Below are 20,815 nucleotides of genomic sequence, written 5' to 3'. Positions count from 1 at the left end.
CGACTCGTTTAAATTGGCAATTTCAAACAGGACGTTTGCAATGGGTTTTTTCGATTCAGAAATCGTACAACAAGAGGCCAAACAATTGTTTGAGGACTATCAAGCCCTCGTACAACTCGGCAGTAAATACGGCAAATTCGATCGAGAAGGCAAAAAGCAGTATATCGATCGCATGGAAGAAATGATGGAGCGCTATCGCGTTTTCATGAAGCGATTCGAGCTGTCAGAAGACTTCATGGCTCAAATGACCGTACAACAGCTCAACACCCAACTCAACCAGTTCGGAATTACGCCCCAACAAATGTTCGATCGGATGCACGAAACCCTCGAACGGATGAAAACCGAACTCGAAAAAAATCCGAATTAAACACTCGTCCTCTCGAGGACTGCTTTAGGGGCGATCGAACTCTGTCGGAGACTTGAACTCCACCACCGGCTCGTTCGCCAGCGCTTGCTGCATGAAATCCCGCCACACCGGAGCGACGAACCCGCCACCCGTTGCACCGTAGCCGAGGGGGGCGTTGTTATCGTTCCCCGCCCACACTGCAACCGCCAGTTGTGGCACGTAACCGACGAACCAAATATCTCGTTCCGAAGACGTGGTTCCAGTTTTCCCAGCAGCAGGTCGTCCGATCTTCGCATTAGTCGCCGTGCCTTGCTCGATGACGCCTTGCAGCGTGCTATTCAGCGAAGCCGTCGCCCAAGGATCGAGAACCAAACTCGGTTTCGGCGTGTTATCGAGCATAATATTGCCCGCACTGTCGGTCACCTGAGCGATGAGGGTCGTCTCCGACTGCCAGCCGTTACTGGCGAACGTGGCGTAAGCCGCCGCCATCTCTAACGGCGTCAAATCCACCGATCCCAGCGGCAGCGAAATCACCGGATCGATGGGGCTTTCAATTCCCAGAACCCGACAGATTTCAATGACCTTATTCAACCCAACTTCCTGACCGATTTTGACTGCCGGAATGTTGAGCGAAACCTCGATCGCCTTGCGAATACTGACCGTTCCCGAAAAACTGCCCCCATAGTTTTGAGGAATATAGTATCCATCCCCGTCGGGATACTTCACCGGACTGTCGTTCACGGGGGACTCCGGCCCGTAATTCCCCGTCGCGAAGGCCGTATAGTACACGAAGGGCTTAAACGACGATCCCGGTTGGCGGCGAGCTTGCGTGGCGCGGTTGAACTGGCTGGCGTCGTAATCGTACCCACCAACGATCGCCTTCACGAAATGCGTCCTCGGATCGACTGCCACCAAGGCCATCTGGCCTTCTTCGTAACTGTAATACAGCCCTTGTTCGTACAGCCGCTGGTGCCAATCCCGCACCGTGCGTTCCGCCATGCGCTGCATTTTCAGATCGACCGTGGTTTGAACGCGCATTCCACCTTTGAGCAGGGCATCGCGTCCGAACCGCTCTGTGAGTTCCTTGACCACCGCTTCCGTGACGTAAGGCGCTTTGCTGGTCTGGAACGAAGTAATTTGTCCCAAGCGAAGCGGTTGCTGTTTGGCGTCCTGCGCCTCTTGCGGCGTAATCCACTTGAGTTCGACCAAACGGTTGAGAACGATCGCCTGACGCTGCTTGGCTAACTTGTAATTCGTAAAAGGACTGAACTCTTCGGGGGCTTGAATCAACCCCGCCATCATCGACGCTTCCGCCAACGTCAAATCGCGCGCCGACTTGTTGAAAAAGCTTTGTGCGGCCGTTTCGGCACCGTACAGGTTGTGACCCCAGTACACTTGGTTCAAATACAGCTCGAGCAGTTCGTTTTTCTCGAGAATTTGTTCGATACGAATCGCGAGAACCGCTTCGGCCACTTTCCGGCTAAACGTCTGTTCCGGCGTCAGAAACAGGTTCTTCACCAACTGCATCGTTAGGGTAGACGCCCCTTCGACAGTTTCTCCCGATTCCAAGTTCGCTAAAAACGCCCGCAACACAGCACCGGGGTTGATGCCTTGGTGAATGTAGAAATGACTGTCTTCGATGCCGAGAACTGCCAGTTTCAAGTTATCAGAAATCTGGTTGAGGGGGATGACTTCCCGGTTGGCTTCGTCGTGAATGCTGTAGAGTAGTTCTCCGTTAACGTCGTAGACGTGACTGGTTTCCGTGGGCATATAGCTACGCAGCACCCGCACGTCGGGAAGGTTGCGGAAACTGATCGCCAACCCCACCAGTCCGCCAGCAACGACAGAACTGCCTAACAACGTGGTTCCCAATAGGGTACTCGCCGTTACCTTTCCCACCGATTGGACGAATTGGAAAAGCCGCACGGGAATTTGCGGTTTTTTTTCTCGAACAGCGTTCGTTGACACGGCGGTTTTCCCTCCTCCACGGACGTACTTCGTTCGACGATCGCGAGACCGACAGCTTGGAACTGGACATACTTTACACTATAGTTTCGCCGATCGCTCGAGAGGCGAAACTGAGATCGATCTCGCTGTCGAATCCCTCGGACAAACGACGGGCGAGCTGTTTCTCTAAAACACGATGCCCGTCTGACAGAGTTAATCTGTTATGATAACGAACTCAATTCTAAGCGATCGCTTCGGCTGTGCGATCGCCGTGTTTTGAATAGCTGCACCCACACCAGACCCACTATGACTTCCGACCTGTCTTGGTTGTACCGGGGAACGGAGGAAATTTTTCCCCACGTTCCCGACTCCGACGACGCAACCGAAAATCTCGAAGCCCTTTTAGCGAAAACCGATCGCCCGTTGCGGGTCAAATTGGGCATCGACCCCACGGGATCTGACTTACACCTCGGTCACAGTATCCCGTTTCGCAAGTTGCGGGCGTTTCAGGACGCCGGCCATACCGCTGTCGTCATTATTGGCGATTTTACCGCTCGCATCGGCGACCCAACGGGGAAATCAGAGGTTCGTCGCCAACTCACCTCTGAGGAAGTGCGACACAACGCGAATACCTACCTCGAACAACTGCGGCCGATTTTGGATTTCGACACGCCGGGACGGTTGGAAATTCGCTATAACTCGGAATGGCTCTCGGAGTTGGATTTAGCGAAAACCCTTGAGTTGCTGGGGACGATGACCGTCGGGCAAATGTTGGCGAAAGAGGGGTTCGCCCAACGTTACGAGAAAGGCAATCCCATTTACTTACACGAGTTTTTCTATCCGTTGATGCAGGGATACGATTCGGTGGCGATCGCGGCAGATGTCGAACTCGGGGGAACCGATCAAAAATTCAACCTGGCTGTCGGACGGGATTTGTTGCGGCATTTTGGGAAAAAGCCCCAGTTCGGCTTGCTGCTTCCGATTCTCATCGGCACCGACGGAACGCAGAAAATGTCCAAGTCGTTGAACAATTACGTCGGGTTGAAAGAGGACGCTCTGTCGATGTACTCGAAGTTAGAAAAAACGCCGGACGCGCAAATCGAGCAGTATTTCGAGTTGTTGACGAAACTTCCGTTAGATCGGTTGCCGGAAAATCCCCGAGAACGGCAGAAGTTTCTCGCGATCGATATCGTGTCGCAGTATCACGGAGAAGAAGCGGCCAAGGAGGCGCAACAGGCGGCGATGTCCCTCGTGGGCGGCAGTACGTCGGGAACTGAAGAAGCCGTTCCCGAGTTTTCCTTGGCTGAAGTGGAGTTTCCCGCCAAGCTCTTTTATATTTTGAGCGCCAGCGGCTTGTGTAAAAGTAGTGGAGAAGGGCGGCGTCAAATTCAAGGGGGCGCGGTTCGGTTAGACGGCGATCGCATCTCTGACGTTAACCTATCGTTCGAGGCGATCGCGCAACTCGACGGGAAAGTGTTGCAAGTCGGGAAGAAGAAGTTCGTGCGCTTGGTGAAATAAGCGCGACATTGGAACGGTTACAGTGGGAACTCGAATCCACAATGTCCAAGTAACGCAAGTGGTCGATGGCGATACGATCGAAGTTCGTATCGACGGCCGACAAGAGTTCGTGCGTTTGATTTGCGTCGATACGGAAGAAAGTACGCCCCATCCGTCCCCGGAAACGGCAAAACCGGTAACGGAGGCGGGGTTGGCCTCGGCGAAACTGGCGCGGGATTATTTTACGCAGCCCAACGGCCAGTTGTGTCGCGTGGATTTGGAATTCGATACCGACGATCCCCCGGAGGTCTGTTTGGAGGCGCATCGCGGTAACTGTAGCCGTTTGGTGTGTTACGTCCACCGAGGCGACAGTCTCTACAACCTGTATTTGATTGAAGAAGGCTGGAGTCCGTATTTTACGAAGTATGGGCGATCGCGACTGTACGATCGCGCCTTCACTCAGGCTGAATTCGACGCCCAAATTCATCAACGGGGGATTTGGAACCCAGACGTGAACGAAAACGGAGCGTCGCGCAATTACAGCAGTTTGGTGGCGTGGTGGGCGTATCGCGCCTCGATTATCGACGAGTTCCGACGCCTCGGTTCTCAAAGCACGGCAATTTCGATTCAACTGGACTATCCCCAGCTTCTCGACGCCATCGACACCCATCGCGATATTTGGGTCTTTTGCGATTTGCAGGGGGGCATCCGCAAGCGCGTCGAAGGGGGGGCGATCGTGTTTACCGGATCGCGATTGTTTCCCTTGAAGTTATGGATTCCGACGGCTTCGAGTTCTGACGGCCCGATGTTAGTCCGCGCGATCGTCTCTCGCTATGCCGGACGGGGGCGCGGCTATGCTTACATACGCGGTCGCGTGACCATGCACCGCGGCCTGCCTCAGATCGTGTTGCGGGAACTCTCGCAACTGTCCGACGTGCCGCCACTGTTGGCCGAGTCCGATCCTCGCGGCGATCGGGCGATCGATTATCCCCAGCAATCTGTCTCATAAAGAATTGTAAACTAGGCTTGATAAATTTCTTTACATTTTGCGTTTAGAATGTAGAAACTGGCTTGAAAGCTGAATTTAAAACAAAATTTAACAAACTGATTTAGTAAACTCTATTTCATCAATCTCGTTTCAAAACTGCAAAACGCCACAAACCCGCGCCTTCCTCGAGAAGATGCGGGTTTTTCCGTCAATTCCCTAAAAACGAGTTGGTTGCTGTTGCGTTCCCCTTTTACAGTGAACAGCGAACAGCGAACAGTGAGGACAGTGGGCAGTTGACGGTTTTTCCCCATCTCCCCATCTCCCGATCTCCTCATCTCCCCAGCCGCTCGCTAGAAGCAACGCAGCGAAGCGTTTATCATGGCTAGGGAACCGTACCACCCGCGCTCGGGGTAGCCGCGCTGCTGTCGAGCCGTCGTCCGATCGATCGCCTTTACGACTATAGGGTAAACACTGATGGAGCAAAGGGAACCACAATTGACCAACGGAGAGACCGTCAACGATCGCACCGTCGAAACTCTCTTGGCGGCACTGACCCAAGATCTCAAGCATCTCCAGCAAGATCTGATCGTTCAGCTAACGCGAGACGTCACCCGTCTCCAATCGGAAAAAACACGACTGCTGAGCGATATTTCCGATCTCGAAACCCGGCAACAACAGCTTGCCCCTGAAGTTCCCCCTTCAAGTTCAGAACCGACTCGAGGACTGGAAACCGAAGAAGACCGTCAGGCGTGGGTGCGGCAACTGGCGCAATTGGTGGCGGGAAACCTCGAAGACCAACTCTCTTCACGAGTCGAAGAACTGGTGAGACAGCGTCTGGCGACGGTCGATCCGCCGCCGAACTCTCAAACCGACCGATTGCGCGACTCCGTCGATCTCAGCTTCCACCGCAGCTACAGCGGACTGCGTCAAGAACTCGACAGCTACCGCAGCGATCTCTGCCAACATCTCGATCGCCTCCACACCTTGCAACAACAAGGGGAAGCCATTCTCGACACCCTCGTCAGTCGTCTGAGTCACGAACTCCGAGACGAAGCGATTCGCGTACCGCCACTTCCCCAACCGGCAAACGGTTCTGTGTCGCTGCCTCAAGGCAGTTCCGTTGTTTCCCCGTCCCCCACTCCCCCGTCTAGTGACGGTCAAACAGCGCCGACCCGGAGCGATCGCGGTGAGGTTGACTCTCCCGTTACCGAGGTAGACGCAGAAGTTGCCCCCCCTCCTCGAGACAAGCCACCGACTGCACCCACGGCTCCCTCTCAAGTCCGAACGGGTTTGTTGCTGGCACTGGCCTATGCTGCCGTTCTGTCGCTGTTTAACATCAGCATCAAAGTCATTCTCAGCGAACGGACGATTTTCGGACTGTTTGACTGGGGCGGCATTATTACGCCGAGCTTGGGCAACTCCATGCTGATTCTGTTTCTCCGCATGGTGGTTGTGGTGTTGCTCATGCCCATCTTGGCGAATCAGCTTTATCCGCAATGGTGGCAAGATATCCAGCAGTTTTTACGGCCGGAAAACCGTAAGCTGCAATCTCAAGTGGCCGGAAGCGGTTTTGCTCTGTTTTTGTCCCAAGTCTTGATTTACATTGCCATCGGTAACATCCCGACGGCAGTGGCGATTACTCTATTCTTTATTTTCCCCGTAGCCACCGTTCTCGGGGCGTGGGTGTTCTTTGGCGCCAAACCTACAGCCATTCGCAGCGTCATCATGGCAGTGATTTTGTTCGGGAGTATTACGACGGTTCCCGACTTCTTCAGCGTTTTTTCGAGTGCCGGTCTCAGTGAAAGCGGGTTTTTGCTGGGGAGTTTTACCGCAGTCGGTTCCGGGATCGCCTTTGCCGGATACGTATTGCTGACGCAGCTATGTGGGAAACAGTTACACCCGATTCCCTTTAGCTGGGCGAATTTTTCGACGGTGTTCGTCTTTTCGTTCTTGGGACTGTTCGTCGCGGCGATCGCCAACTGGGGTATCGAAGTTCCGCAAGACAATTTCACTGCGTTAATTGGCGGTGGGATTTGGCTTGGGGCGCTGACGCTGGTGAGTTACGTCCTCAACAACTTCGCGATCAAGTATGCTGGTGCTGCGTTAGCCTCGATCGTCGGTGCAGTCGGCCCGGCCTTAACGGCACTGTTTGGCTTGATTATCATCGGCGAAGAACTCGCCATCGACCAAATTGTTGGAATGTTTATCGTGACGGCGGGGGTCGTGGGATTGAGTTTGGAGCGAATATTCCTCTCGAAGAAATAGCCGCAGTCAGCAGCGATCGGTCGCGACTCACCCATGAAAACAGTTAACCGATCTGGACTTACGCGATTAAGCCTTACCCACACCAAATGTAGAGGTCTACTACGACCCTTTCCTACGACCCTTCTGAGTTTTCTGCACCGCTAAGCCCTCAGTGGTACAGAAAACTTTTCGAGATCGGGGATTGACAAAAGACATAAAATCTGTTAAAGAACTCAGGCCAGATCCCCGGCATCTCCAAGATGCCGGGGATCTCCGGGATCGGAGGCAAGCTTGAGTCCTCGATTCACCTGACGATCTGGGCGTCCACTCTGGCTTGATACAAGGCGCGGAGTAAGCGCCAGGCTTGATGGGAATAGAGGGGCGTCGGTAGGGTTGTTGGGAGGCGATCGAAGATCTCTCGCGCCTCTTTGAGACTGTACCCGGCGATGCGGGAAATGGCGTTAGCCCCTTCAAAGGCACTATCGGGAGTAATGGCGCGAGTGACGCGAATCCGGGTGTTGCGATCGAATCGAGAGCGATCGCCGTATTCGACGCGGCGCAAGCCTTCGCTAGTGGCTAACACGACCAGGCGATCGCCCACTTCCAACACGATATCGTCGAGGGGCATCAACTTCGACGAACCTCGGAATCGCTGGTGCAGTAACGGAACCACCCCATACCCGTAGGCGACATCCGCCAACATCAACCCGTTGAGAGTATCCCTAGCTTCGACTCGATACTCCGTCACCAACACCGTCGTATCGTTAAGACGCAGCAAACTGAGAATCTTCTCCCCGAACGCTGCCCCAGCAAAGGCTTCGGCAGCGACAGCGTAAGCACAGATAATTTGGGCGGTGGGAAACAACTGCGCTAAATCTTCGCTGAGACGTTGGTGTTGGGTGCGAATAGCTAAACGGACTTTCGGATTGGCTTCTCGGGCGATAAGGGCGACTTCAGTGTTGGTAATTTCTTCGTCGGTTAACACCAGAACGCTTTGGGCGTCGGCGAAGTTGACGTTCGGTAGCACTTCCCGAGGGGAACCGATTAACAGGGGAATTTGGGGGAGGATTTGGGGATCGAGATCGGTGTTGAAGGCAACGCCGACGATCGCCTGTTGGAACGACTGTAACAGAGCTGCGACTCGCTGCCCCACGCGTCCCAAACCGACGATAACGATGAAATCCCGCGTCGGAAGGGGCGGGCGTTGTTGGGGAAACTGAAATCGCGCCGAGAGTAGGGCTTGGGTGAGGAGAGCGTAGAGTACCCCCACGAACGCCGTTCCCGCTAAGGTGAGTAGAAGTCCGAAGGATTGCAACCAGTGGGGAATGTCGAACGGGAGGGGGGTAAAGTCGCCGAATAAGTCGGAATAGCCCCCCAGAAGCAGGATCGCCGTGGCGTAAAATGCTGACATCCAAGTGGTTTCGGGATAGTAGCGATGAAACAGTACCGTTCCGATTCCCAACAAGGCGAACACGGTGATTCCGCAGACGATCGCCACTCGCCACGCGCGATCGCTGGGATTCGACCAAATTTTGACCCACAGGCGTTTGAGTGCGTGGGGGTAGAAGCGACGCCAGGGAGACTCGAGGCGATCGCTCTTTCGGTTTCTGGGGCGGCGAAACGTCCAGCGATCGGTGGTTTCGACGTACACCACTACGTCTGAAGGACAAATCTCGGTTTCGGGATGCCAGCAGTGGAACGGTTCGGCGGTATCTTGCCAGTTGCCCGAATGGGCTAACATCCGTTGAGTCCGGCTGTTGAGTTCGTGGAGACTGCGCCCGCACCAGGAATGAGACGGTTCGATTTTGCGGCGTACCACCCGCAGCCAGGTTCCGTCGAGGTTGAAAAAGCCTAAAGTTTTGGCGGAAAGGGCAGCTAAGGCGAAGGCTGTCACGGGAAGTTGCGTCGGTTCGAGGGCGATGAAGTTACCCAGTTGTCGCTGCAAAAGTTGGTTGAGGGTGTCTTTCGCCGATCGCACCACGAGACGAGTGTGGGGGTTGAGGCGACGCACGGCGAGGGCGGTTTCGATGTTGATGGCTTCGTCGCTGGTGACGAGGAGAACGGCGCGACAGCGGTGGATTTGGGCTTGCTCGAACACGTGGTTCTGACGACAATCGCCGATAATGAGATCGTCGAGCAACTCGGGCAGGTTGGGGATGTCCCAGTAACTCGGTTGCGTGAGTTCGATTCCGATAACGCGCACACCGAAGTCTTTGAGTGCTACGACACACTGTTGTCCCATGCTTCCCAAGCCACACACGAGGAAAAGGTCGAGTTCGGGGAGTGCATCGTCCGACATCAGCCGAAATTAAAAGCGGGTCGATCGTCGATCTGATTATGGCATTGGTGGCCGGCGATCGATCGAGGAAGGGTAACGTGTTGGGTGCATCTCAATGGATGTAAAAACATGAGTCTGGGGTAGGTTGGACTTCAGCAACGCTGCCGCCCAGGGGTGAAGCGATCGCGAAACCCAACAACAGCTCAATTCAATTCAGAGACTCCAATTTGATATAATTTATGTTTTTAAAATTCCTCTGTTAAATTGTTTTTTTGCGGTGAAAATTATCTTTTATGGCTTGTATTAAATTCTATCTTTGCCTAACGCACTTTACTCGAAATCACGCTGAAGTTGCTGACGCTCGATCGCCTCGAATAATGCTTTAAAATTACCTTCGCCAAATCCTTTGGCTTCCCGTTTTTCGTCATCATAAATTCCCATACGTCTTTCAATCACTTCAAAGAAAAATGTCGGCTCAGGAAAAATGGGCTTCGTAAACGTCTGAAGTAAAAAAGCAGGCTTTTTAGACGGTGTCCAATCGACGAGAATTTCTTGTTGTCGAATATGCTCGAACTCCTCAAAATCTAAATTAAACCCCGGTTTTCGACAAACGCGATCGAAGTAAGTGTCAGGAACTTCTAAAAAATCGACCCCCGCTCGACGCATCCGAGAAACGGTTTTCAAAATATCAGGGGTTTTTAAAGCAATATGTTGAAGTCCTGCACCTCGATTGAACTCTAAAAACTCTTGAATTTGGGAATTTTCCGAGGTGGGTTCGTTGATGGGAAGCTGAACCCCCGTTTCGGGATGTACCATAACTTGGGAATGCAGCGACGAGCGATCGGTAGCGATAGAAAATTGCTGTTTGGGGACAAATCCGAAAATGTCTCGATACCAGTTGACGGCTTGGGAAAACGCGATCGCTTCGACGTTGAGAACCAGATGATCGATCGCCTCAAACGTCCCCGCTTCAGAGGTTTCAACTTCACAGTATCCTTCGATTAACGTATGACGCAACGAACCCCAGGCGGCGATTTGGCTGCGACGTTCTTCGTGTTTGACGGTGGGCGATTCGAGAACGGGAAATCGGGAAAGCGGGCGAGGCGATCGCGTCGTGCGATCGAGAATTTTTTCTAAATCCCGAACCCGAAACGCTACATCAGCAACTCCTGGGGGATGTTGTTTTAAATACGCGGCGACCGAACTGGTTTCGTTCAGCGGTGACGAGAGTAAAAACCGCAAACCCCCCGTTTGCAGAATTTCCGTGTGGGTGTCGTCTGTCGTCTGTTCCCCCACAGCGAGAAATCCCAGGCGTTTGACGAAATCCTCGCGAACGGCTTTTGCATCTTCAACGTAGAAGTGGACGTGGTCGATCTGTACCATATTTCTATAACAACTCGACAGACTCGGTAGGGAATGGGCGAAATTACACCGGAACTCGAACGACTCCTCGACAAAGACAGCGTTTGTACTTGGGAAACTCTCGAGGAAACTTCCCGTCAGCGTCTCCAACGGGCGATCGCTGGGAATCCACCTGCTTGTATTGTTTATCCCAAAACCTCAGAGACGTTAGCGACGGTGATGGCGACGTGTCATCGCCAGGGTTGGCGGGTGTTACCGATGGGAAACGGGAGTAAACTGCACTGGGGCGGCGTCGTCGAAGATGTCGAGGTGGTGGTCAGTACGAAACGGCTCGATCGCATCGTCGAACACGCAGTCGGCGATCTCACCCTCACCGTCGAAGCCGGAGCGACGTTACGCCATCTCAATTCAATTTTGGCGCAATCTCAACAATTTCTCGCCCTCGATCCGAGTTATCCCGACGACGCTACCCTCGGGGGAATCGTCGCCACGGGGGATATGGGAAGTTGGCGACAGCGATATAACAGCGTTCGCGATCGCCTGATTGGGATTTCCTTTGTGCGATCGGATGGGGAAATCGTCAAAGCGGGGGGGCGAGTGGTGAAAAACGTCGCTGGCTACGATTTGATGAAACTTCTGACGGGTTCTTACGGAACTTTGGCGATCGCGACACAGCTAACGTTTCGCTTGTATCCGATTCCCGAAACTTCTGCAACCATCGCCCTCTGTGGAGAGGCTGAGGCGATCGCCAATGTCACAAAAACGATTTTAACTTCGGCGTTAGTTCCCACGGCGATCGATCTCCTGTCACCGGGAATTGTCAAATCCTTGGAATTGGGAAGCGGTTTCGGGGTGTTGGTTCGCTTCCAAAGCGTCGCCGAAAGTGTCCAACAGCAGATCGATCGCGTTCGAGAACTCGGCGAAACCCTGGGGTTGACGGCGACAAGTTACCGCGACGACGCCGAAGCGAAATCAGAAACCGACTTATGGGAGCGATCGCGAATTCTGATTGAAACCGACGCTCCCGAAACTCGAGTTCTCGCGAAAATAGGAATACGACCCACCTCAGCCGTGGCTGCGTTGCAGTATCTCGACGAACAATTTCGCGGAGAGGCGATCGCTGTGGTTCACGCCGGATGCGGTTTAGGGCGAGTTCGCGTTCCCACGCCGCTGGCGACAACCTCGAACTTGCTGAACCTGCGACACCACCTCCAAAACAACAGCGGCTTCCTGACAATTCTCGAAGCCCCCCAATCTCTCAAACGCCAACTCGACGTTTGGGGCTATGTCGGAAACGCCCAAACCGCCATGCAGCAAATTAAAGCCAAGTTCGATCCTCAGAACCGATTGAGTCCGAAACGGTTTATCGTTTAGATTTATCGTTGAAATATTACTGTCGATCGATACTGCATGGAGCTTTAATCGATGAATAAACTCAAAACCCAATTCGCCACTGTGGGAGAACTCGTCTTTTCCCCCAACACCGGCGAAACTTACTCCAAAGCCTTCCAACTGACTTGGAACATCATTAAAGAAACCGCCCTGTTGTTGTGGATGATGTTCTGCTTAGTATTTCTCATTTTCGTCTGGGGATGGGGATACGCTACCCAAATCGGGCGAAACGCTAAGGTTTGGTATGAAAATCAAGAAAAACGCAACCACGAAAATCTGTTTAACGAAGCAGGAAAAGCCCTCCTGTCGGCGAGTTCGTCGGGAACCGCTTTCGCGATCGATCGGGCTAAAGAACAGTTAGGAATCGAAAACGATCCCCAACCGATTCAGGAGATCGAACCCCTTCCAGCTAACGAAACGGTGACTGTCACCAGTTCCGAAAGTTCCGAGTCCGACGAGACAACCGTAAAAACTCCTTTAGAAACGACTTCAGAAACTTCTCAAGACAAAAGTTCGTGATAACGCTCCTCTGGGCGGGAGAGGTGAGGGCTGAATACCGCCAACCTCCCCACCAGTAAAAGCTTAAGCGTTCTCTCGCAGCCAGACGGAGTCCGAACCGACTTTCTCAAAGACCTCGAAGACTCCGTCTTTCTGTTACGAGGCTCGTTTTCGATAAATTTTCTTCAAAACCGTTCGATCGCATCCTCACCCTAAATATGCAAACTCAACCGAACCCCACTGAAACCAACCGCATCCCTGCTAAAAATAGTAATTTCCTCCAACAAAACCCCCATCTCGGCGAACTCCCGAAAGACGGATTCGATCCCCAAAATCCCCCCAAACCGGAACTCATCGACACCTGCGTTCACTGCGGCTTTTGTCTGGCGACTTGTCCGAGTTACCGCGTCATCGGAAAAGAGATGGATTCGCCTCGAGGACGTATTTACTTAATGGATGCGATTCACAACGGCGAAGCCGAACTCGAACCCGCTACGGTTCAACATTTCGACTCCTGTTTGGGGTGTCTGGCTTGTGTCACCACCTGTCCTTCTGGCGTTGAATACGACAAACTCATCGCCGCTACTCGTCCGCAAGTCGAACGCAACGTCCCGCGATCGATCGGCGATCGCCTGATTCGCAGCCTTATTTTTAACCTATTTCCCTACCCCGATCGCCTGCGTCCGCTGTTGTATCCTCTGATGGCGTATCAAAAGTTAGGATTGCAGAAATTTATGCGATCGACGGGATTCCTCAACCGCTGGTTTCCGCGACTGGGGGCGATGGAGTCGATTCTTCCGCAAATTACCCCCGACGCCTTTAAACCCAACTTTCCCGATATCATCCCCGCCCGAGGCGAAAAACGCTATCGCGTAGGAATGCTGCTCGGTTGCGTCCAACAATTGTTTTTTAATCCCGTTAACGAAGCCACAGCCCGCGTTCTCACCGCCAACGGTTGCGAAATCGTCATTCCCAAATCTCAGGGCTGTTGTGGGGCGTTACCCGCTCACCAGGGACAAGAAGCCCAAGCCCAAGAACTCGCCCGTCAAAACATCGACAGTTTTGAGGAAACGAACGTCGATTTCGTCATTATTAATGCGGCGGGTTGCGGTCATACGTTAAAGGAATACGGTCATATTTTGCAAGACGATCCGGTTTACCGAGAGAAAGCTGAAGCTTTTACGAACAAAGTGAGAGACGTTAACGAGTTTTTAGCGGCGGTGGGCTTGACGACGAAGTTGCATCCGATTGCGGATGAAGAGTTAGCGATCGTCTATCAAGATGCGTGTCATCTCATCCACGGTCAAAAAATTAGTTCTCAACCACGAGAACTCTTGCGTCAAATTCCCAACGTTACGTTACGAGAACCCTTAGACGCGGCGTTATGTTGTGGGAGTGCGGGAGTTTATAATATGTTGCAGCCAGAAGTGGCTGACGAGTTGGGACAGCAAAAGGTCGAGAATTTAGCGAATACGGGAGCGTCGTTAATTGCGTCGGCGAATCCGGGGTGTTCGTTGCAAATTCAGAAGAATTTGGCTTTGCAAGGTCGCGAGATTCCATTACGCCACCCGATCGAACTGCTGGATTTGTCGATTCGGGGCGAGATGTTGGGGGTTTAGTTTTGGCGGCGACGGGATCGCCATCGGTGAAGTCCATCTTCTCGATCGGCGATCGCCGCAGCAAGCGATATCCCGATCCTGCGATCGAACTGACCCAATGTTGGGGAAACTGATTCGATGTCGGCGATCGCCGACGACGATCGGAGGGGGTTGAGCTTCTCACGATTTTCTCGATAAATCCTGCAACTCTTGATTTTACGTCGATTTCAGAAGCTCTTATTGGAGATCGTATCCCCAAAAGAAGATTGATTTTGGTTGAATTTTTCTGTGTCTGGATGAAAGTCCAGGGTTTTGGACGGCGAGTGTCTGTTTTTTGATTTTTTGAATCTTGCTTTTAAAGCACTTTTTGTTTATGATATAAAAGGCTGTACTTAATTTAAATTTCTGTCAAGTGTGTCAGATCGGACGGGAACATAAATAGATCGAATATAATGAAATATTTAATTATATAAGTATAAATAAGTATAAATAAGCTTAAAAAATAGTTAAAAATACCAATATAAAAACTAATCTAAATTGTATAAACTGATACATTTTTCTGTCGATTAGCAGCAGAAACGCTTTCTATACAGAGAAGTTTACGCTGTCATCGCCTATTTTCTAGTGAATTCACGGGGATAAAATCAGTTAAAATTCCGTAAAAACTTCGATTCACTTGTCCTCTTCCTCTGTTTTATAATGGAATAAAGCCTGAATTCGATCGTTAAGGGCTGGTATTTGCCGTTCCGCTGACTTACAAAAATGATAAGTCAGTGGCAAAAGCATCACCAGTTCGGCTCTCGATCGAACACTTCGTTGTCTCAAGAAACGCTTAAAGTCCGAGGTTCGTTCCGGGCGCGTCCTATCGCAACTTAGCCCTGTTGTAAGCCGAGTATGTTAATAAAATCTAGATTTATCTAGAAAAAAATTGAAACTTGTCGTTTCTTTTGAATCGCTGAAGTCCTCAGTGAAACTCAGCAAATCAGCCAGAAATCTACGTCTTACATCGAACTGTAAACTCGATCGAGCGACGTGCGGGTAAGAATTTAAAGCGTATCGCTCAAAAAATAAGGTGGCTTACTTCCATACTGACACTTCCATACTGACAACTGAAAATCGAGTCATCTCATCTGACTCTAAACTTACGAGAAGGAAGGTACATCATGCTCTCCATTACAGGCTATCACATTGTAGAGCAACTCTACGAAAGCCAAAAAAATATTGTCTATCGCGCTCAGAGAAATTCAGATGGCAAGCCAGTCATCCTCAAGGTTTTAAGAACTAACTATCCAACCCCTAAAGAAGTTGCTAAAATTCGACACGAATGCGAAATTACAAAAAACTTAAAAATTGACGGCATCATTCATTGCTACGGACTCGAAAAATATAACGGATTGACCTTAGTTTTAGAAGACATCGGTGGCATTTCGCTGGGTGATTTTATTATTCAAAACAAACTCGACACGATCGCTGTCTTGAAGATCGTCGCTCAGCTTGTCGATACGCTCGGCAAACTCCACGAAAAAAACGTCATTCACAAAGATATAAAACCCCTCAACATTATTTTTAATCCCCAAACCGGCCAGACGAAGCTGACCGATTTTTCGATCGCCTCTTCCCTCTCGCGAGAAAGTCAATCCGTCCGCAATCCCAACCTCCTCGAAGGCACGCTCGCCTATATGTCGCCCGAACAAACCGGTCGGATGAATCGCGCGATCGACTACCGTACAGATTTTTATTCCTTGGGTGCGACGTTCTACGAACTCTTAACGGGTCGATTGCCATTTTCAGCCTCCGATCCCATGGAATTGGTATATTGCCACATGGCGAAAAAGCCCGTTCCACCTCACGGGATCGATCCGACCGTTCCCGTAGCCGTCTCTGACATCGTCATGAAGTTGTTGGAGAAAATCGCAGAAGACCGATATCAAAGTGCTTATGGCATTCGAGCCGATTTAACTACCTGCTTGACGCAACTACAAACCTCGGGGATCGTTAGCAAGTTTACCCTCGGTCAGTACGATGTTTCTGCAAAATTTCAAATCCCGCAAAAACTCTACGGCCGGGAGCGAGAAATTGCAATCCTCACCTCTGCTTTCGAGCGAGTTTGTCGGGCAACCACCGAACTCGTCCTCGTCTCCGGCTACTCCGGTATTGGTAAAACCGCACTCATTCACGAAATTCACAAGCCGATCGTCCAGCGGGGCGGATACTTTATTTCCGGTAAATGCGACCAGTACCGGAAAAACGTTCCCTACGCGTCTCTCATTCAGGCATTCCAAGACTTAATCCGACAACTGCTGACCGAGAGTGCAGAAAAGATCGCCGTTTGGCGGCAAAAACTTCTAGATGCCTTGGGGACGAACGGTCAAGTTATTATAGACGCGATCCCCGAAGTCGAATCGATCGTCGGCAAACAAGCAGAAGTCTTATCGCTGGGAACGATCGAAACGCAAAATCGCTTCAACCTAGTTTTTCGGAAATTTATCGAAGTTTTCGCACAGAAAGACCATCCCCTCGTCATCTTTTTAGACGATTTGCAATGGGCAGATTCGGCGACGTTAAAATCGCTCGAAATCTTCGCGACGGAGTTCAGCCATCAGTCGTTGCTGGTGGTGGGAGCCTACCGGAATAACGAAGTCGGTGCCACCCATCTTTTAACAACCACCTTAGAGAACGTCCGAAACAACGGCACTCGCGTCAGCGACCTTAACATACAACCATTAGATAGAACTTGCACCGAACGGCTCGTGGCCGATACATTGCACTGCCCGGTGGAAAAATCGCGATCGCTGGCTGAGTTAGTCTTCAACAAAACCGCAGGCAATCCCTTTTTCTTAACTCAGTTACTAATTTCTTTATACCAAGAGGAGCTTTTAACCTTCGACGCCACCGGGGGATGCTGGCGGTGGGACAACGAACAGATCCGAACCCGCGACGTCACCGACAACGTCGTGGAACTGATGGTGAGCAAAATTCAAAAGCTCGGCGACACCACGCAGCACGTCCTGAAATTGGCCGCCTGTATCGGCAATACCTTCGACTTGAACGTTTTGGCGATCGTCAACGAAAAATCTCCGTTCCAGACCGCTTCCGAGTTGCAAGACGCCCTTCAAGAAGAACTCGTTCTCCCCACCAGCGACGCTTATAACGTGTTCCTGCTCGACGAGCTAGACAAAACGCCGAACTGGACGGACGGCGAATACCAGATTACCTATCGATTTTTGCACGATCGCGTGCAGCAGGCGACCTATAGCTCGATCTCCGAGGCCGACAAGAAAGCGATCCATCTCAAAGTCGGTCGGCTGTTGTTACGACATACCCCACCCCAAGAGATCGAAGAAAACATTTTCGAGATCGTCAATCACCTCAACCTCGGTGTCGAGTCGATCGTCGATCGCTCCGAAAAAGACAATCTAGCCCGACTCAACGCGATCGCCGGACACAAAGCGAAAATCTCCACCGCCTACGAAACGGCTGCCAAATATTTAACCCTGGGGGTAGAGTTGCTCGCCCCCGACAGTTGGGATACCCTGTACGACCTGACGCTGAAGTTATACGTCGAAGCCGTCGAAGTAGAATATCTCAGCGCACGCTTCGATCGCGCCACCCAGCTAGCTGAAGTCGTCCAGCAACGTGCCAAGACGTTACTCGATAAAGTCGAGGTTTACCAGATCCAAATTCAATCTCATATTTCCCAGAACCAGATGCAGGCAGCGTTGGACGTGGCTCTGTTCGTTCTCGAGATGTTGGGAGAACCTTTAACGTCCGCCTCCGCCGACGATCTGAGTCCGAACGCTTCGAGCGACCTGCCAGAGATGAAAGACCCGGTGAAGCTAGCCGCTTTGCAGACCTTGATGAACGCCATGCCACCGGCTTACGTCGCCGCTGCGGACCTGTTACCGGCGATCGCCCAGAAAATGGTTTGCTTGTGCGTCCAATACGGCAATTCTCCCCTGGCAGCCTATGCCTATGCCTTTTACGGACTCATGCTGTGCGGTGCGTTAGGCGACATCGAAAAAGGCTATCAGTTCGGTCGCTTGGCCATCGAAATTCTCGATCGCTTCGAGACCCGAGAGTATCAGTGCAAGATCTACGAACTGTTCAACGCCCACATCCGCCATTGGAAAGAGCCAGTCGGAGCGACCCTCGAACCCTTAAAAGAAGCCGTTCAGATCGGACTCGAAACCGGCGACATCGAATACGCCGGATACGCTGCCATGTATGCCTCGATCTACCCCTTATTCATGGGCGAATCTCTGGAGGTGGTGCAACAACAGCAGCAGCATTACATCGACTTACTGATAGACCTCAACCAACCCTATTTCAGTTCCTACATTGCCATCTGGCGTCAGTGGGTGCTGAACTTAACCGGCGACACCGAAAATCCCCAACGCCTCGCGGGAAAAAGTTTTGACGAAGACGCGATGCTTCCAAAGTTCGTCGAGACGAATAACGGCGCTTTGCTGTTTACGGTCTATCTCGCCAAAGCCATGCTGCTGTACTCCCTCAACGACTACGAGGCAGCGTTAGACATGGCTCGCCTGTCCGATCGCTACTCCGGCTTTTTGCTGGGTTTGATGCACACGCCCGTCCATCACTTCTACTATTCCTTAATTCTCTTAGCACAATGTCCCCGCCAAGAGTCGCCCGAACGACGAGACATTCTCGATCTCGTGGCGTCGAACCAGGAAAAACTGAAAAATTGGGCGTTTCACGCTCCCGAAAACTACCAGCATAAATATCTATTGGTCGAAGCCGAAAAAGCTCGGGTGTTGGGGCAAACCCTCGAGGCGATGGAGTATTACGATCGCGCCGTTCGGGGAGCGATCGATGGAGGATTCGTCCAAGAAGAATCCCTCGCGAACGAACGAGCGGCAGAGTTCTATCTCGCCTGCGATCGCGAGAAAGTGGCTCGTACCTACTTCACAGAAGCCTACTACGGCTATATTCGCTGGGGCGCGACGGTCAAAGCGAACCGTCTCGAGGCGACCGTTCCCCACTTAATTTCACGGGTCGTACCGGCAACGATCGCCGAACGACTCTCGACGGCCACCTCCACCTCGGCCAGCGAAAACGTCAACGTTCTCGATTTAATTACCGTCGTCAAAGCCTCACAAGCCCTCGCTGGCGAGATCGTCCTGAGTCAGTTGCTCGATAAACTGCTCAGAATCGTGATGGAAAATGCCGCCGCCCAAACGAGCTGTTTACTGTTAGAAAAGGACGGTCAGCTCCGCATCGAAGCGACGGGAAATTTAGATAAAGACGAAGTGTTATTGTTGCCGTCTCTTTCGACGAATTCAGAGCTGCCGTTGCCTTTGTCTGTCCTCAATTACGTCGCGCGAACGAAAGAAGGGGTCGTTTTGAACGACGCGACCCGCGATAGCAAATTTGCTAGCGATCCCTATATGGTACGGACGCAACCGAAATCAGTTCTCTGTACGCCGATCGTGAATCAAGGGAAATTTATCGGTCTGCTTTATTTAGAAAACAATCTCACCATCGGAGCGTTTAAAGCCGAACAACTCGAAATTCTCAACCTCCTGTCTTCACAGATCGCGATCTCCTTAGAAAACGCTCTGCTCTATGCCAATGTAGAAGCGACGACAGAAGATCTCAAACGGACGAAATCTCAACTCGAAGAGTACAACAGCACCTTAGAGCAGAAGGTGGAAGATCGCACCCTAGAGTTGATTCAAAAAAATCAACGTTTGAAGGAACAATCGACTCAACTCGAACAGACGCTCTCCGAACTCAAGAAAACTCAAATGCAATTGATTCAAACCGAAAAAATGTCGAGTTTGGGAAATTTAGTTGCGGGGGTCGCGCACGAGATCAACAACCCGATTAGCTTCATTCATGGGAACTTAATCCACGCCGAAGAATACAGTCGAGATCTGTTAAATTTGATTCAGCTGTATCGGGAAGAATATCCCAATCCAACCCCCAAAATTCAAATAGAACTCGATCGCGTCGAGTTGGACTTTTTAGAGCGCGACCTACACGATTTGGTGCGTTCGATGCAGACGGGTGCCGATCGCATTCGTCAAATTGTCTTGTCCCTCCGCAACTTCTCTCGCTTGCAGGAAGCGAGCTTAAAGCCGGTCGACTTGCATGAAGGTCTCAAGAGTACGCTGTTCGTGTTGCACGATCGCCTGGTGGAGAAACCCGATCGCCCCGAAATTCGCACGGTCGAAGAATACGGCAACTTACCCCTGGTCGAATGCTATGCCGGAGAACTCAACCAAGCGTTCCTCAATATTATTGACAATGCCATCGACGTGCTAGAAAGCCGCGATCGCGATCTCGTGCGATCGCAAATCGAGCAGAACCCCAGTACGATCTGGATTCGCACCGCTGCCATCGATCGCGATTGGGTCGAGGTCGCGATCGCCGACAACGGACCGGGAATGACCGAAACCGTTCGCAGCCGTTTGTTCGACCCGTTCTTCACCACCAAACCCGTCGGTTCGGGTACGGGGTTGGGGCTGTCAATTAGCTATCAAATTATTGTCGACAAACACGGCGGAAAAATTTCCTGCATCTCGAGACCCGATGGCGGAACGGAATTTCAAATTCAGGTTCCCGTGCGACAACGGAAACTGTCAAACGCCAGCTCTTGAAAACTGCCGACTCGTCCTTGCCACGACAGACGACATCGCGGG

Annotated in this window: 11 protein-coding genes; 8 read left to right on the top strand and 3 right to left on the bottom strand. The window is 51.8% G+C overall.

What is annotated here, in order from left to right; translation table 11 throughout:
- The first annotated feature begins 40 nt into the window (after window positions 1-40).
- Window positions 41-367 carry a DUF1825 family protein gene (locus GEI7105_RS0110695; RefSeq protein ID WP_017660459.1) on the top strand — a complete coding sequence of 109 codons (327 nt, stop codon included), beginning with the start codon at window positions 41-43 and terminating at the stop codon, window positions 365-367.
- Window positions 368-391: 24 nt separating this feature from the next.
- Here GEI7105_RS0110695 and GEI7105_RS0110690 read toward each other — a convergent pair whose 3' ends face one another.
- Window positions 392-2,314 (bottom strand): transglycosylase domain-containing protein, encoded by a 1,923-nt coding sequence (locus GEI7105_RS0110690; RefSeq protein WP_017660458.1) that lies wholly within the window; start codon window positions 2,312-2,314, stop codon window positions 392-394.
- A gap of 285 nt (window positions 2,315-2,599) precedes the next feature.
- Between GEI7105_RS0110690 and tyrS the strand changes: the two genes are divergently transcribed.
- The 3 genes from tyrS to GEI7105_RS0110670 all read left to right on the top strand — a co-directional run bounded on the left by tyrS (window position 2,600) and on the right by GEI7105_RS0110670 (window position 7,043).
- A complete protein-coding gene (gene tyrS / locus GEI7105_RS0110685; protein ID WP_017660457.1) occupies window positions 2,600-3,811 on the top strand; it encodes a tyrosine--tRNA ligase in 1,212 nt (403 codons plus the stop codon).
- A gap of 22 nt (window positions 3,812-3,833) precedes the next feature.
- On the top strand, window positions 3,834-4,799 hold the full coding sequence (locus GEI7105_RS0110680) for a thermonuclease family protein (protein WP_017660456.1): 966 nt from the start codon (window positions 3,834-3,836) through the stop codon (window positions 4,797-4,799).
- Between the two features lie 453 nt (window positions 4,800-5,252).
- A complete protein-coding gene (locus GEI7105_RS0110670) occupies window positions 5,253-7,043 on the top strand; it encodes a DMT family transporter (RefSeq protein WP_017660454.1) in 1,791 nt (596 codons plus the stop codon).
- A gap of 283 nt (window positions 7,044-7,326) precedes the next feature.
- On the opposite strand, the gene GEI7105_RS0110665 is transcribed toward GEI7105_RS0110670, so the two are convergent.
- Together GEI7105_RS0110665 and hppD are read right to left on the bottom strand one after the other, a co-directional pair.
- Window positions 7,327-9,321, bottom strand: coding sequence for a potassium channel family protein (locus GEI7105_RS0110665; protein WP_017660453.1), 1,995 nt, complete (start codon window positions 9,319-9,321; stop codon window positions 7,327-7,329).
- 309 nt (window positions 9,322-9,630) lie between these two features.
- Window positions 9,631-10,683 (bottom strand): 4-hydroxyphenylpyruvate dioxygenase, encoded by a 1,053-nt coding sequence (gene hppD, locus GEI7105_RS0110660; RefSeq protein WP_017660452.1) that lies wholly within the window; start codon window positions 10,681-10,683, stop codon window positions 9,631-9,633.
- Between the two features lie 33 nt (window positions 10,684-10,716).
- Between hppD and GEI7105_RS0110655 the strand changes: the two genes are divergently transcribed.
- The 4 genes from GEI7105_RS0110655 (at window position 10,717) to GEI7105_RS0110635 (ending at window position 20,773) form a co-directional block, all read left to right on the top strand.
- A complete protein-coding gene (locus GEI7105_RS0110655; protein WP_017660451.1) occupies window positions 10,717-12,036 on the top strand; it encodes an FAD-binding oxidoreductase in 1,320 nt (439 codons plus the stop codon).
- A 51-nt stretch (window positions 12,037-12,087) separates the two neighbouring features.
- Window positions 12,088-12,573 carry a hypothetical protein gene (locus tag GEI7105_RS0110650; RefSeq protein ID WP_017660450.1) on the top strand — a complete coding sequence of 162 codons (486 nt, stop codon included), beginning with the start codon at window positions 12,088-12,090 and terminating at the stop codon, window positions 12,571-12,573.
- A 197-nt stretch (window positions 12,574-12,770) separates the two neighbouring features.
- Complete coding sequence (locus GEI7105_RS0110645; protein WP_017660449.1) at window positions 12,771-14,171, top strand: (Fe-S)-binding protein; 1,401 nt, start codon at window positions 12,771-12,773, stop codon at window positions 14,169-14,171.
- 1,142 nt (window positions 14,172-15,313) lie between these two features.
- On the top strand, window positions 15,314-20,773 hold the full coding sequence (locus GEI7105_RS0110635) for a trifunctional serine/threonine-protein kinase/ATP-binding protein/sensor histidine kinase (RefSeq protein WP_017660447.1): 5,460 nt from the start codon (window positions 15,314-15,316) through the stop codon (window positions 20,771-20,773).
- The last annotated feature ends 42 nt before the right edge of the window (window positions 20,774-20,815 follow it).

Origin of the sequence: Baaleninema simplex PCC 7105 (genome assembly GCF_000332355.1) — a bacterium.
Taxonomy (GTDB): domain Bacteria; phylum Cyanobacteriota; class Cyanobacteriia; order Cyanobacteriales; family Geitlerinemataceae; genus Baaleninema; species Baaleninema simplex.
The sequence above is the reverse complement of the archived record's forward strand: the minus strand, read 5'-3'. Positions and strand labels throughout refer to the sequence as shown.